Below are 13776 nucleotides of genomic sequence, written 5' to 3'. Positions count from 1 at the left end.
CTGCTCCGGCTCCTGAACCATTTACGATATTACCAAGTGCAAGACCGCCACCGAACAGAAGCATCATGCCCCACAGCATATTTTTCTGCGCATGTTCCCATGTAAGGATCGGGTTCTTCTTATCAGCTGATGTGATAACGAATGACAATGCACCAAGGATTGCGAAAATGTAAGCAGGCTCCAGTGATGGAAGTGCCTTTGCAAACAGTGGTCGAGCAAATGCACCAATCATAGCTAACAGGAACAATGTTCCACAGATCTTTTCGTCTCTCTTCATAGTTCCGAGCTCTGCATAAGCTTTCTCAAAGTAATCCTTTGTTCCTTCCAGCTTCTCACCTTTACGAGTGAAGAAGAAGAACATCAGTAAAAGTGTAACAATTGCTGTCAGGATAAAGAACGGAAGGATGCGTACGATCCAGTCTACATACATGAACTCATGTCCTGATAGCTCCTGGAAGAAGGAAATAGCAGCTACGTTCATGGCTCCACCGAGTGGAGAACCTACACCACCAAGTCCGGCTCCCCATCCAATACAGAGAAGAATCGGAACTGCCGGAGCTGCTTTCTTGATATCCTCATATCCTGCTGCGTGGATCATAGCCACAGCGATTGGTGTAAACAATGCACATACAGCTACGTTAGGCAGGCAGGATGAGAAGATCATACTTGCAAGCAGCCATACGGTAATCTGTGATTTCATGGAAGGTCCTACTAATGAAAGAACCTTCAGGGCAACTCGTCTGTCAAGCCCTGTTGTTGCCCACGGAATTGTAAGTAAGCAAGAACCAAAGATCAGGATGATACTTCCTGATGCATACTGAGCGATAACTCCGCTCTGTTCTACCATACCGAACAATGCGTTAATACCAACCGGAAGGAATGCTGTAACTGTCAGGCTGACTGGCTGTGTTGCCCACCAGAATACCATCCATAACAAAGTACCGATTGCCATTGCTCCAAGTCCTCCAAGCGCACCCTTCAGTGCCACTGAAGCGATCGCAAACAGGACAGGTCCGATGATCAAATAGATCAGTCTTTTTTTTGTGTCCATAATTTAGTCTCCTTTTAGAAATAGAATCTTTTTAAATTTCGTCATTTGCCGGCTGACAAAACTTGTTTCTGAAATAAATTATAGATATATTTCGGCACGATACAAGCTTTTTCCCGACACTTCGCATTGCTCAAAACAGGATTACGGATTGTGATTTTGCATTTCACATTTTGGTTATCAATTGCAGTATATGCAACTGGCTTTCGTATTTCAGCATCTATTTTCAAAACACTATGTTAATGTTATACATTTCACAATAATTTTCTCTCTATTTATTTGTCTGTTTTGCACAAAAGTGTGCTTGTGCTCGTATAAAAACAAAAGGACTGATACGCCACACTTCCGTGTACGTATCAGTCCCTCTTCACTATATAATCCAATCATATTACTTCTTCTTTTTCATATCTGTAGAAATTGTACGATAAATATATCCGGCTGCAAATTCTGATCCCACCTCCGAAGCATGAGTGCCGTCCTCATAATACATCTCGGTCTCCGGATGTTCTCTCCGGTACTCCCACCAGAATTCTCCTGCCGGAGCTAACGGCACCTCATATTCTGCGGATGCTTTTTTATAAGAAGCTGTCATTGCAGCCTGTCTGTCTTCTCCGTCACATCTGGTCCACGGCAGATACAGGATTGGTCTTGCGCCCGCCTCTCTGATCCACTTCACCAGTATGGCTATCGATCTCATAAATCTTCTCTCGGATTCGAATGGATTCGACATATCCTGAAGCATCACATAGTCGTAATGTCCATAACGGATATTAAACTGAACTTCCGGTTCTTCCATCAGCTGGCTCAGCGACCAGCCGCCATGGGCGATCATTGCCACCTCGCAGTCATATCCATCCTTTCGGAATCTTTCTGCCACCATTTCTGGCATATCATTAAAAAAAGTATGGCTGTTGCCCACAAATAGGAGCCGCAGCCGTGTTACATGTTCGTTCATTATACATCTCCAGTCTGTTAATATGGGTAGTAACCCAATCTGCCGGATATTCTGGACGCAGTGATCTTGATCGCTTTTTTGAGCTCCGCTTCTCTCTGCGGCTGGCTTAGCGCATTTGCACTGGTAGAGACACTGATCGCTGCTACCGGATTACGGTCACGGTCTAAGATCGGCGCTGCAACAGAACCCTTGCCATAAGCCAGTTCATTGACCAGAATGCATATGCCCTGCTGCCGTTCCTTCTTAAGTTCCTGCATGATCTCGTCTACACCTACTTTTGTATCCGGTGTTCTCTTTTCTCTGTTACTTCTCTTTAAGATATCTTCCGCCTTTGCTTCCGGCATATAAGCGAGCATAATACGTCCCATAGCGGAACAGTACATTGGCTGCCTGTGTCCCATCGGCACAAACAGATCCATCGTATGTTCACAACAGCAGCTGATCAGGTGCATAATCTCCGTGTCATCCTGAATACTCATATGGCTGTGTACACCATAGCGGAATGAAAGAAGCTGTAATTCCGGAAATGAATAACGGTACACATCGCTGTCCTGCAGAGTTGCACCTGCAAGGGATATGATCTGTGTTCCAGGATAATAGCATCCCGTCTCGTCATCTCTTCGCAAAAATCCCCAGTCCAGAAGTGTATTCAAATGTCTGGACACGGTACTGATGTTCATCCCCAGCCGTGCAGCAATGTCAGATGTTCTCTGCATCGGTGTACGCTCATCAAATGTAGACAAAATTGCCAGTGTCTTGCTAACGCTCTTCGCATCAGATGCTTTTTTCCCTGTTTCGTGTGGATGCTCCATCCGGAGTGCCTCGCTTTCTCAATCTATGCCTTATTATTCCTGTGCCTGGTCTTCCATCCATTTATAAAGTTCATAACGGCTGTTGATTCCACACTTGGAATAAATATTCTGTACATGTTTCTTAACGGTATGATAACTTACCACCAGTTCGTCTGCGATCGCCTTATAAGTCAGTCCCTGACACATCAGTTCCGCTACCCTCTGCTCTGCATGAGTCAGAAGCGACTCTCCGTTTGCACTGATGCTCTTCGGTACCGGTGACACCGACGCCGACTGCTCCTTCTTCTTCGAAATCGTAATCCAGTGATACCGGTCAATAATTCCATTGGAATAGGTCTGATCATAAGTATATATCTTAAAGATATAATTCTTGATCACCCGAGTCTGCACACGGTCCTCAGCCTGTACATCCTCCTCGCCCCCAAGCAGGAATGGCAGCCAGCTGCACGGCGTAGAGCTGTCAATGTGTTCCACCATTGCCTCGCCAAGAATATCTGCCAGATACTGCTGGGCGGTCTTATTGTAGCTCATCACATGTGTAAAATCATCTGTCACCAGAAATGCCTTTTCCCCTGATGCAATGATCTCACTCTGAATGTTCGCTATAATCTTCGCCTGTTCATACTTTTTAAAGTTCTTATAGGAATTGGCTACGTATACATAAATTTCCTTCAATTCCTCGATCTCTTGTTCTGTAAAATCACCGTCTTCCCTGCTCTTGAAGAACGCTGCCTGAATATACGCATTGATTCCAAAAGCAAGTGTCACACTGTAGTGCTTCCGAAAATTTTCTTCCAGAAAGCGGACATATGGTGAATTCTCATAATCCTTTTCTCCGATCACATCCGTTGCCTTGTACAGCCTTGGCTCCACATTGAAATAGGTCAGGTGATCTCTCACAGCCTCAATATAAATACGGTAACGCACTACATCATTCTCCATAAATCTGCGGTAAGGATGACCTTCATAGTCTAGCAGTGCACCGCTTCGGTTCGTCCATGACAGGAAATTGCCATGGGTATCAAAATAAGAGATCAAAATATCATTAAAGCCAAAATTGCGGTACAGACTGTCCAAAAGAACGGTACTGAAAAACTCCCTCGCCGTAATCTGATATTCAGACATCTCTGAAAAAAAGTTCATCTGATTCGCATTCTCGTTCCCCATCATTCTCTCAAGTACCTCCAATTCCTGCCTCTGCATACCATCTATTCTATCACTATAACATTGGAATTTCCATATCCATAGCAGGTGCTTTCTTGCCAAGGAATTTCTCCAGACATCCTACAATGAACGCATGATCCTTCTCGTGCGCCAGTGCAGACACTGTGATCACATGCGTCATGCAGCCATTCACACGGATCGGGAATCCGCCGCCGCACAGCTTATACTCTTCGTAGTTCAGTCCAAAATCCTCTACCAGACTTCTTCCAAGGAAATGCGCTCTTGCTGTTGCAAGAAGTGAACTGCACTCCATATAACTTACCATGTTAAACTTACGGTCTGTCCAGTTCTGGTGATTCAGATTTGCACCCTCTGATGCATATGCAAATACGATATGTCCATTCATTTTGCGAATGCTGACAGTAAGATTGATCCCCTGATTCCTGATCTCTTCTACCATAATATTGCCAAGCTTCCATGCGTCCTCACTGGTAAATGAATCAAACTGCAGGATCTTCTCCTGTTCTGAAAGTATACGAATTGCCTCCTGATAATCTGTTGCCATATTTATGCCCTCCTGTATCTAGGTACTGTTACCTATTTTTAGTCATTTTTACTATACTTCTATTGTTATACAGGCGTCAATAAGGCGAATTGGCTAGTTTTTATGAATTACGCAAATCGTACACTAGCATTATCATACATGTTTAAATAATAACAAGTTTTACGTAAGATTTCAAATTATTTTTGTCTTATTGCAATGTTTCCATAATACCAAAAGAAAGGACAGCACTTTACTGCTGTCCGGATAAGGATACTATCCATGTACTCAGGATGAATCTTATGTCAGATCAGTCTACCCGCAGCATGCGGTAACCGATACCGATATGGGTCTGGATATACTGCGCAGAGCCAGGATCTGTCTCCAGTTTTTTCCGCAGTGTCGCCATAAATACCCGGAGCGATGCGATATCCTTTTCCCAGCTGCTTCCCCATATCTGCTGCGTAATATACGTATGTGTCAGAACTTTTCCCACATTATGCGACAAAATACAGAGCAGCTTATACTCGATCGGCGTCAGGTGCAGTTCCTCCCCTTTCAGATAAGCACATCCTGCCGCATAATCGATCTTCAGGTCACCATTTATAAATATCGGTGCACCTGCTTCCGTCCCTGACCGCATCAGTTTTAACCGGCGTTCGGTCACTCGCAGACGGGCAAGCAGCTCCTCAACGGAAAATGGTTTCGTCAGATAGTCATCTGCTCCTGCGTCCAACGCCTCGATCTTATCAGATTCCTCACTTCTGGCACTGATCACGATAATCGGCATGTTGGACCATGTTCTGATTCTTTTAATCACCTCAATACCATCCATATCAGGAAGTCCAAGATCCAGAAGTATAATATCCGGATTATGGGATGCTGCCTCCATGACAGCTTCGTTTCCGTTTTCTGCGGTCAGATATTTATAATCATGCGTCTTTAACGTCGTGACGATCAGATTGCGCACCGGTCTGTCATCTTCCACTGTCAATATCAATGTTTTATTCATTTAATGTCACCTCACTGACTGGTAATGTAAAAGAGAAAATACAGCCATGTGGCTGATTATCTGTCAGGGTCAGTTCTCCACCATGTGCCTCTACAATGGATCTGCTAAGTGCAAGTCCAAGACCAAGGCTTCGACGGCTGTCTGCAACCGTGGTCTTACCGACATAGAACATTTCAAACACATGCGGCTTCATGGCATCCCGGATGCCCCCTCCATTATCTGACACTCGGATACAGACTTTATCCCCCTGTCTATGGGCACTGATCTGTATCTTAGAACCCTGCTGTGTATATTTAACTGCATTTTCGATCAAATTAACCAATACTTGTATGATAAGCCGCGCATCCATACGCGCCAGTAATAACTCTTCACAATCTGTGCCGATAACATGCTCTCTGCCCAGACGGCTGACGTGGCGTACCGCTTCATCCACTACCTCATCTACCAGCTGATCTGTCATGTTCAGTTTCAGCCGGTTATCATTCAGTCTTGTAACAGACAGAAGATTTTCTACCACTCCGACAAGCCATTCTGCATCATCATAAATGTCTGTGTATATCTGTTTTCGTGTGGCATCATCAATCCCTTCCTCATTATGCAGAAGCGTATCTGCATTGCCGGAAATAGCACATAACGGTGTGCGCAGGTCATGTGAGATGGATCTGAGGAGATCTGCACGTAGCTGTTCGTTCTTGGCCAACACAGCCGCTTTTTCCATCTCTTTTAAATGATGCACATTATCCATAGCAAGTGCACATTCATTTAACACAGAACGTACCGTACTATACTCAAAAGAATCCAGAGGCTTCTGCGTCATTGGTATACCAACTACGCCGTAGACACTATCTTCTGTACAGATTGGCATATAAAGGCTTCTTGCCTCTTTGCAGTAGTCGGTTCCGATGCCGGCACTTTTCCGGTTCTTCAGAACCCATTCTGCCGCCGCATGCTCCGGCTCTTCCAGCAGCCTGATATCCTTTCCTCTTTCTCCGCCGGCATAAACCATCCCCTCTGAAAGCCTGTCGTCTTCCACAAGATAGGCAACGATGCTGCAAGCAAATAGTTTGGTCAGCTGTTCACACGTCGTACGAAGGATATCCTTTTCATCTCTTTTCCTCTGGAGCAGGCGGTTCGTATCAAACAATACCTGTATCCGAAATGCCTGTCTGGATGACACCTCCGCATGCGCTTTTAACTGAGCCGCCAGTGTACCGGTAATAATTGCAGCAAGGAGCATTACCGCAAATGTCACCGGATATCCCATTGCATAAGTCTGAAAAGAAAGCCGCGGTTCTGTCAGGAAGAAGCCAAACAACAGCACGCTCAGAAATGCGCTTGCAACGCTATATACATAACCCTTAGTAACCACTGCCGTCAACAATACACCCAGGATATATATCATGACAATATTCGTATCTGTAAAGCCAAGCTTTAAAAAGCAGAATCCGACCGCTGTGCATATTGCAAGCATCAAAACAGTAAACGCCAGATCTTTGCAATATCCTTTCTGATAAAAAGCATTTTGCATAACTCTGCCTCGCACAGAAGCATCATATATCTTATACTCTTTCTCATTATCTCTCCAGTTTTTCAGAAAAAATCCTTCAAACTGATTCGCCGAAATCCATCCAAGTACAACCACAAACGGTACACTCAATGCCAATACAGCTCCAACTCCCATAACTTCCACCTCTGTCTCTGTAATTATAACATTAAATCTTAAAACATTTCTGGATTACTTTATACTCTCCAAGAACTATTAATGTAATATGATCTGTCAACACAGTCTCTGATGAGACTATTTCATGTATTTTACCATTTTCTTTGACCGCCATGATATTAATATTATATTTTTTACGGATATCCAGTTCACCAACTGTTTTTCCCAGCCATTTTTCCGGAACTTCCACTTCAAAAAATGCATGTGTATCATCTACTTCTACGTAATCCAGGATATGGTCAGACGCATAACGGATCGCTGTCCACTTAGCGATCTGTTTTTCCGGATATACCACTTCATCCGCACCGTTCCGCAGCAGGAATTTTTTCTGTACATCCCGCTCTGCCCTTGACACGACCAGTCTTGCACCCAGTTCTTTTAATAATGATGTTGTTTCCAGTGAATTCTGGAAATTGCCACTGATCGTCACAATACATACATCAAAATTACGGATTCCCAGTGATTTCAGGAAATTATAGTTGGTGCTGTCTCCAATCTGTGCATTCGTAACATACGGAAGCACAGTATTGATTCTCTCTTCATCAATATCCACTGCCATAATCTCATGTCCCAGGCTATTCAACTGGATTGCAATGTGTTTTCCAAATCTTCCAAGACCAATTAACAATATATTTTTCATCTTTCTGTCTCCTTATCCAACATTTACTTTTTCTTCCGGATATCTTGCAATATATCTGCTTTTCTCCGGGACAGCCGCATAGATCAGTGTCAGCCCCCCGACACGGCCAAAATACATCAACATGATTAAAATGCCTTTCGACACAACTCCCAGATCCGGTGTCAATCCAAGTGTCAGTCCTACCGTTCCGACAGCTGATGCTGTCTCAAATAAACAGGCGGATAACGGAAGGTGCTCTATGACGCTGATTGCAAAAGCACCGCAGAAAAACAGTGCCATATACATTCCTGCAATCGTTGCAGCATTTCTCACAACCTCATCATTGAGCCTCCGGTGAAACACCTGGATCTGATCCCTTCGCCGGAACGTTGCAGCCGCATTGGCGATCATCACTGCAAAGGTGGTCGTCTTCATTCCTCCTGCCGTCGATCCCGGTGCGCCTCCGATCAGCATCAGTATGATCATGAGAGCTTGGGATGCTCCTGACATTGCTGCCAGGTCTGCCGTATTGTATCCTGCTGTTCTCGTTGTAACCGACTGGAACAATGCATTCCACACACCATGCATACCTGTAAGCCCCCGGAAATCTTCAAAATAAAAGAACACTGCCGGAACCACGATCAGAAATGCTGTGGTACACAGGATCAGTTTACTCTGCAACCGGTATCTCTTCCACTGAAAACGATTCAGATAAATGTCTTCCCATGTCAGAAAGCCGATTCCACCTATGATGATTAATAGCATAATCGTTATATTGATCACGCCATTTCCACTGTAGCCGGTAAGTGAAGCAAATTGGTGTGTCTTTGTTCCCAGGATATCAAAACCTGCATTACAGAATGCAGATATCGAGTGAAATACTGCCATCCAGATTCCACGCATTCCATATCTGCTGCAAAACGATGGCATCATAGCCACTGCTCCTGTTATTTCTATCAGAAATGTCCCGCCCAGGATAAAACGGGTCAGCCTTACGATACCGCCCACCTGCGGTGCTGAAATCGCGCTCTGCATAACGCTTCTCTGCATCAGCGAAATCTTTTTCCCTGAAAGCATTGCAAATGCCACCGCGATCGTAATAACACCCAGACCGCCGATCTGGATCAGAAGTAATATTACAGCCTGTCCAAACATCGTCCAGTAGCTTCCGGAATCTACGACCACCAGTCCCGTTACACATACTGCTGACGTTGAAGTAAACAGCGCATCAAAAAATGGCGTTATCTTTCCGGATGTACTGGAAAACGGCAGCATAAGCAGGAATGCACCTGCCAGGATTACTCCTGCAAATCCCATAATGATGATCTGAAACGATGTCAGATGTTTTTTTAGTCGCATATATCTACGCATAGTACATAAAACTCCTTTATCTTCATTCCGTTTAATACTATACGAGTCTTTATCTTAAGATGGTATAAGGGTATTTCCATTTGTATTAAGATAGTATAAAGAACGGACAGCAATATTCTGCTGTCCGAATAGATGTTACAGGAATCTCAGGCTTCACCGATGGTTCCTTTTTTCATAGCTTTTACATATTCCCCCACATACTTTGGTGATTCTTTTCCGTATTGCTCTATCAGTTTTACAATCGCAGAGCCCACGATCGCACCGTCAGAAATCGCTGCCATCTTGCCGGCCTGCTCCGGCGTCGAGATCCCAAATCCGATCGCACATGGAATATTCGTATTCTGGCGTACCACATCTACGATAGTTTTCAGATCTGTCTTGATCTCGCTTCTGGTTCCGGTTACCCCAAGACTGGATACAATGTACAGGAATCCTTCTGCTTCTTTTGCGATCATAGAGATTCTGTTCTCAGATGTCGGTGCGATCAGTGAGATCAGTTCCACATCATACTTATGACAGATTGGCAGGAATTCTTCTTTCTCTTCATATGGAATATCCGGAAGAATGAGACCGTCGATACCGATCTCTTTACAGGTAGCGATAAATGTCTCTGCTCCATATGAAAACACCACATTCGCATAGGTCATAAATACCATCGGTACAGTTATGTCTGTCCGTAAATCTCTTACCAGATCAAAGATCTTGTCAGTTGTCACGCCACCGCTCAATGCGCGGATATTGGCCCCTTGAATAACCGGTCCTTCTGCCGTCGGGTCAGAAAATGGGATGCCCAGCTCAATCAGATCAGCCCCATTTGCAACAGCTGCTCTGACTGCTGCTGCCGTCGTCTCAAGATCCGGATCTCCGCAGGTGATAAATGCGACAAATGCTTTGCCCTGTTCGAATGCTTTCTTTATATTACTCATGGATATCCTCCCCTCTGTATCTGGCGATGGCTGCACAGTCCTTATCGCCTCGTCCGGAAATGGTAATTACGATAATCTTGTCTTTATCCATTGTCGGTGCCAGCTTAATCGCATGCGCCACCGCATGTGCAGATTCGATTGCCGGAATAATGCCTTCTGTCTTAGCAAGATATTCGAATGCATTGACCGCTTCGTCATCCGTTACCGGCACATACTGCGCCCTTCCAATGTCGTGAAGATGCGCATGCTCCGGTCCGACTCCCGGATAATCCAGACCTGCGGAAATTGAATATACCGGTGCGATCTGCCCGTATTTATCCTGGCAGAAATACGACTTCATACCGTGGAAGATACCTACGCGTCCTGTATTAACCGTTGCCGCCGTCTCAAAGGTATCAATGCCTCGTCCTGCTGCCTCGCAGCCGATCAGCTGTACCTCTTTATCCTCAATAAAATTATAAAAACTTCCAATCGCATTAGAACCGCCGCCTACACATGCAAGCACTGCATCCGGCAGTCTTCCCTCGGCTTCCAGGATCTGTTCCCTGATCTCTTTTGAAATGACTGCCTGAAAATCACGCACGATCGTCGGGAATGGATGTGGACCCATTACAGACCCCAGACAGTAATGGGTATCGCTAATACGGGAAGTCCACTCACGCATTGCCTCGGATACCGCATCCTTGAGTGTTGCTGTTCCGCTCTTAACCGAGATGACCTCTGCACCCAGCAGACGCATACGATATACGTTCAATGCCTGTCGGATGGTATCTTCTTCTCCCATAAATACTACACACTCCATTCCAAAGAGTGCCGCTGCTGTCGCTGTTGCCACACCATGCTGGCCTGCTCCGGTCTCCGCGATCAATCTGGTCTTGCCCATTTTCTTCGCAAGAAGTGCCTGCCCCAGTACGTTATTAATCTTGTGGGCTCCGGTGTGATTCAGATCCTCACGCTTCAGATAGATCTTTGCGCCGCCCAGATCCTTTGTCATCTTCTCTGCATAATAGAGTCTGGATGGTCTGCCCGCATAATCATGAAACAGCGCATCCAGTTCCCGGTTAAATTCCGGATCATTTTTATAGTGATTATATGCTTCTTCCAGTTCGATCACCGCATTCATCAGTGTCTCAGGAATATACTGCCCTCCGTGAATACCGAATCGTCCTTTCATATTCGTCATAATGTGTCTTCCTTTCTTGCCGCAGCGACAAACGCTGTCATTTTCTCTTTATCCTTATATCCATCGGTCTCAATGCCTGAACTGACATCTATGCCATATGGATTTAGTTTCGCTTTTACCGTCCCGAGGTTCTCCGTGTCCAGTCCGCCGGCCAGAAAATACGGTCGCCGGATCGCCTGCAGCAGATCCCAGTCAAAAACTGTGCCCGTACCGCCTGCGCCAGAATCTAACAGTACATAGTCTGCCGTACTGGCATTGGCTCGTTCCACATCTTGCTCTGTATCAATTCGAAACGCCTGGATCAGCGGATGATCGGTAAGTTCCCGAAGCCGTCTGATCTCCGTCTCGCTTTCCTGTCCATGGAGCTGTGCCACATCAATTGTTCCAGCCTCAAGAAGTGATACGATCTGCGCCGGCTCTTCGTTCACAAAAACGCCCACAGCCTGAATCCCAGGAGCAAGCATGGCTTTTAATTTCTCTGCCTTTTCCGGGCTCACATATCTTCTGCTTTTCTTTGCAAATACAAATCCGATATAATCCGGCTGCAGTTCATTGACTGCTTCGATATCACAAGGTCTCATCAGTCCGCACAGCTTGATCTTCATATCTGACCTCCCCGGAGCTTTGCAAGCATCTTAGTCTTATCTTCTGCACGCATCAGCGTCTCGCCGACCAGCACTGCATCTGCTCCGATCTCACAGAGTGCCGCTACATCCTCTGATCCTTTCACACCGCTTTCAGATACGAAGATAACCTCCGGCGGAATCATTTCCCGGAGCTTTTTACTGTTATCCGTGTTCACAGTAAAATCCTTGAGGTTCCGGTTATTTACACCGATGATCCTTGCTCCTGTGCGAAGTGCCATCAGCACTTCTTCTGCATCATGCGCTTCTACCAATGCTGACAGTCCCAGTTCCTCGCAGACCGCCATGTAATACCTCAGTTCTTCCTCATTTAAGATGGAACAGATCAGAAGCACTGCCGATGCTCCAAGAAGCTTTGCTTCGTAGATCATATATTCATCCACAGTAAAATCTTTCCTCAGACATGGAATCTCTACCGCTTCAGCAATTTCCTGCAGATACCGTTCGCTCCCTAAGAACCATCTTGGTTCTGTCAGCACCGAGATACAGTCAGCACCTGCCGCTTCATACGCCTTTGCAATCTCCAGATATGGAAATTCCGGTGCAATCAGTCCTTTTGACGGGGAAGCCTTCTTGCATTCACAGATAAAAGAAATGCCCGGTTTCTTCAATGCCGTCTCAAATCGGTAATCCCCTTTTGGCAATGCAAGCGCTGCCTTCTTCACCTCTTCCAGTGATCTCTTTTTCTTAGCCTCCGCGGTACGCACTCTGGCGTAGTCCGCAAGTTCGTCTAATATCGTCATTCTTACACCTCCGGCCGGTTGCTGACTTCGATCAGTTTCTCCAATGTCTCCAGTGCTTTACCGGAATCAATCAGCACACTCGCCAGTTCAATGCCATCTTTCATATTTTCAGCCTTACCGCCAATGTACAGTGCCGCACCTGCATTCATCAGCACAGCATCACGCTTTGGTCCTTTCTCTCCTTTCAGGATGTTCTTCGTGATCTCTGCATTTTCATCAGGAGTACCACCCACCAGATCTTCTTTCGTACAGCGTGTGAAACCGAAATCTTCCGGCTTGATCACGTAAGTTTTAAACCATCCATCTTTAATCTCACATACCTTAGTCGGTGCGCTCATTGAGATCTCATCGAGTTTATCCTGACCGTATACGACCATGCCTCGCTTTACTCCAAGACTGATCAGTACCTGTGCCAGCGGCTCTACCAGATATTCATCGTACACACCAAGTAGCTGCATAGACGGTGTTCCGGGATTAGTCAGCGGTCCCAGGATATTGAATACCGTACGAAATCCAAGTTCCTTACGGATTGCCCCGACATACTTCATGGATGAATGATATTTCTGTGCAAAGAAGAAACACATACCGGCTTCTTTTAGCAGCTCCACACACCGCTCCGGACTCTGCTGGATATTCACGCCCAGCGCTTCCAGACAATCTGCTGTCCCACACTTGGAAGAAGCTGCGCGGTTGCCGTGCTTGGCTACCTTCATACCGCCTGCTGTCGCTACCAATGCAGAAGTGGTAGAGATATTAAAGCTATGTGCATTATCTCCGCCGGTACCTACGATCTCAAACAGCTCCATGTCTGTCTCAACCTTCAGCGCATGTTCTCTCATCGCTGCTGCACAGCCTGCGATCTCATCCGTCGTCTCTGCTCTCGCGCTCTTGGTAGAAAGTGCTGCTAAGAAAGCTGCGTTCTGTGTCGGAGAAGTCTCGCCGTTCATGATCTCGTTCATCACGTCGTATGCTTCTTTGTATGTCAGGTCTTCTTTGTTTACGATTTTTACAATGGCTTCTTTAATCATAGCTTATCTC

At 45.7% G+C, this 13776-nt stretch carries 14 protein-coding genes; all 14 read right to left on the bottom strand.

All coding sequences use genetic code 11. The annotated features are described in order from the left end of the window. Positions 1-1051 (bottom strand): SLC13 family permease (locus OCV65_RS12260; RefSeq protein ID WP_262582288.1); only part of this gene is annotated, 1051 nt, incomplete at its 3' end. Positions 1052-1436: 385 nt separating this feature from the next. Next, positions 1437-2003, bottom strand: a complete 567-nt coding sequence (locus OCV65_RS12255) for an SGNH/GDSL hydrolase family protein (RefSeq protein WP_262582286.1) — start codon at positions 2001-2003, stop codon at positions 1437-1439. Positions 2004-2020: 17 nt separating this feature from the next. After that, positions 2021-2815: an IclR family transcriptional regulator gene (locus tag OCV65_RS12250; protein WP_262582284.1), complete on the bottom strand. Its 795-nt coding sequence runs from the start codon at positions 2813-2815 to the stop codon at positions 2021-2023. Positions 2816-2848: 33 nt separating this feature from the next. Further along, positions 2849-3985, bottom strand: coding sequence for a response regulator transcription factor (locus tag OCV65_RS12245; protein ID WP_262582282.1), 1137 nt, complete (start codon positions 3983-3985; stop codon positions 2849-2851). A 49-nt stretch (positions 3986-4034) separates the two neighbouring features. After that, a complete protein-coding gene (locus tag OCV65_RS12240) occupies positions 4035-4544 on the bottom strand; it encodes a heme-degrading domain-containing protein (protein WP_262582280.1) in 510 nt (169 codons plus the stop codon). Positions 4545-4830: 286 nt separating this feature from the next. Further along, positions 4831-5532: a response regulator gene (locus OCV65_RS12235; protein ID WP_262582279.1), complete on the bottom strand. Its 702-nt coding sequence runs from the start codon at positions 5530-5532 to the stop codon at positions 4831-4833. Continuing rightward, entirely contained in the window at positions 5525-7213 is a 1689-nt protein-coding gene (locus tag OCV65_RS12230) for an ATP-binding protein (RefSeq protein WP_262582278.1), read from the bottom strand. Before OCV65_RS12230 ends, OCV65_RS12235 begins: the two co-directional genes overlap by 8 nt. Before the next feature lie 31 nt (positions 7214-7244). Then, on the bottom strand, positions 7245-7892 hold the full coding sequence (locus tag OCV65_RS12225) for a potassium channel family protein (RefSeq protein ID WP_262582277.1): 648 nt from the start codon (positions 7890-7892) through the stop codon (positions 7245-7247). Between the two features lie 12 nt (positions 7893-7904). Beyond that, positions 7905-9242, bottom strand: a complete 1338-nt coding sequence (locus OCV65_RS12220) for a TrkH family potassium uptake protein (RefSeq protein ID WP_262582276.1) — start codon at positions 9240-9242, stop codon at positions 7905-7907. Positions 9243-9388: 146 nt separating this feature from the next. Next, positions 9389-10168, bottom strand: a complete 780-nt coding sequence (gene trpA / locus OCV65_RS12215; protein WP_262582275.1) for a tryptophan synthase subunit alpha — start codon at positions 10166-10168, stop codon at positions 9389-9391. Further along, complete coding sequence (trpB, locus tag OCV65_RS12210; RefSeq protein WP_262582274.1) at positions 10161-11351, bottom strand: tryptophan synthase subunit beta; 1191 nt, start codon at positions 11349-11351, stop codon at positions 10161-10163. The genes trpA and trpB overlap by 8 nt, the downstream gene beginning before the upstream one ends. Beyond that, positions 11348-11956 carry a phosphoribosylanthranilate isomerase gene (locus OCV65_RS12205; RefSeq protein ID WP_262582273.1) on the bottom strand — a complete coding sequence of 203 codons (609 nt, stop codon included), beginning with the start codon at positions 11954-11956 and terminating at the stop codon, positions 11348-11350. Before OCV65_RS12205 ends, trpB begins: the two co-directional genes overlap by 4 nt. Then, positions 11953-12738 (bottom strand): indole-3-glycerol phosphate synthase TrpC, encoded by a 786-nt coding sequence (gene trpC / locus OCV65_RS12200; protein WP_262582272.1) that lies wholly within the window; start codon positions 12736-12738, stop codon positions 11953-11955. The genes OCV65_RS12205 and trpC overlap by 4 nt, the downstream gene beginning before the upstream one ends. Positions 12739-12740: 2 nt before the next feature. After that, on the bottom strand, positions 12741-13766 hold the full coding sequence (trpD, locus tag OCV65_RS12195) for an anthranilate phosphoribosyltransferase (protein ID WP_262582271.1): 1026 nt from the start codon (positions 13764-13766) through the stop codon (positions 12741-12743). Between the last annotated feature and the right edge of the window lie 10 nt (positions 13767-13776).

This window comes from Dorea ammoniilytica, assembly GCF_025567415.1.
Classification (GTDB): Bacteria; Bacillota; Clostridia; order Lachnospirales; family Lachnospiraceae; genus Claveliimonas; species Claveliimonas ammoniilytica.
This window is presented reverse-complemented; position numbering and strand designations above follow the sequence as displayed.

What these genes read in the sequence shown, in the direction of transcription:
- OCV65_RS12255 (WP_262582286.1), bottom strand. Translation starts at nt 2,003, where the DNA reads ATGAACGAACATGTAACACGGCTGCGGCTCCTATTTGTGGGCAACAGC.
- OCV65_RS12250 (WP_262582284.1), bottom strand. Translation starts at nt 2,815, where the DNA reads ATGGAGCATCCACACGAAACAGGGAAAAAAGCATCTGATGCGAAGAGC.
- OCV65_RS12245 (WP_262582282.1), bottom strand. Translation starts at nt 3,985, where the DNA reads ATGATGGGGAACGAGAATGCGAATCAGATGAACTTTTTTTCAGAGATG.
- OCV65_RS12240 (WP_262582280.1), bottom strand. Translation starts at nt 4,544, where the DNA reads ATGGCAACAGATTATCAGGAGGCAATTCGTATACTTTCAGAACAGGAG.
- OCV65_RS12235 (WP_262582279.1), bottom strand. Translation starts at nt 5,532, where the DNA reads ATGAATAAAACATTGATATTGACAGTGGAAGATGACAGACCGGTGCGC.
- OCV65_RS12230 (WP_262582278.1), bottom strand. Translation starts at nt 7,213, where the DNA reads ATGGGAGTTGGAGCTGTATTGGCATTGAGTGTACCGTTTGTGGTTGTA.
- OCV65_RS12225 (WP_262582277.1), bottom strand. Translation starts at nt 7,892, where the DNA reads ATGAAAAATATATTGTTAATTGGTCTTGGAAGATTTGGAAAACACATT.
- OCV65_RS12220 (WP_262582276.1), bottom strand. Translation starts at nt 9,242, where the DNA reads ATGCGTAGATATATGCGACTAAAAAAACATCTGACATCGTTTCAGATC.
- trpA (WP_262582275.1), bottom strand. Translation starts at nt 10,168, where the DNA reads ATGAGTAATATAAAGAAAGCATTCGAACAGGGCAAAGCATTTGTCGCA.
- trpB (WP_262582274.1), bottom strand. Translation starts at nt 11,351, where the DNA reads ATGACGAATATGAAAGGACGATTCGGTATTCACGGAGGGCAGTATATT.
- OCV65_RS12205 (WP_262582273.1), bottom strand. Translation starts at nt 11,956, where the DNA reads ATGAAGATCAAGCTGTGCGGACTGATGAGACCTTGTGATATCGAAGCA.
- trpC (WP_262582272.1), bottom strand. Translation starts at nt 12,738, where the DNA reads ATGACGATATTAGACGAACTTGCGGACTACGCCAGAGTGCGTACCGCG.
- trpD (WP_262582271.1), bottom strand. Translation starts at nt 13,766, where the DNA reads ATGATTAAAGAAGCCATTGTAAAAATCGTAAACAAAGAAGACCTGACA.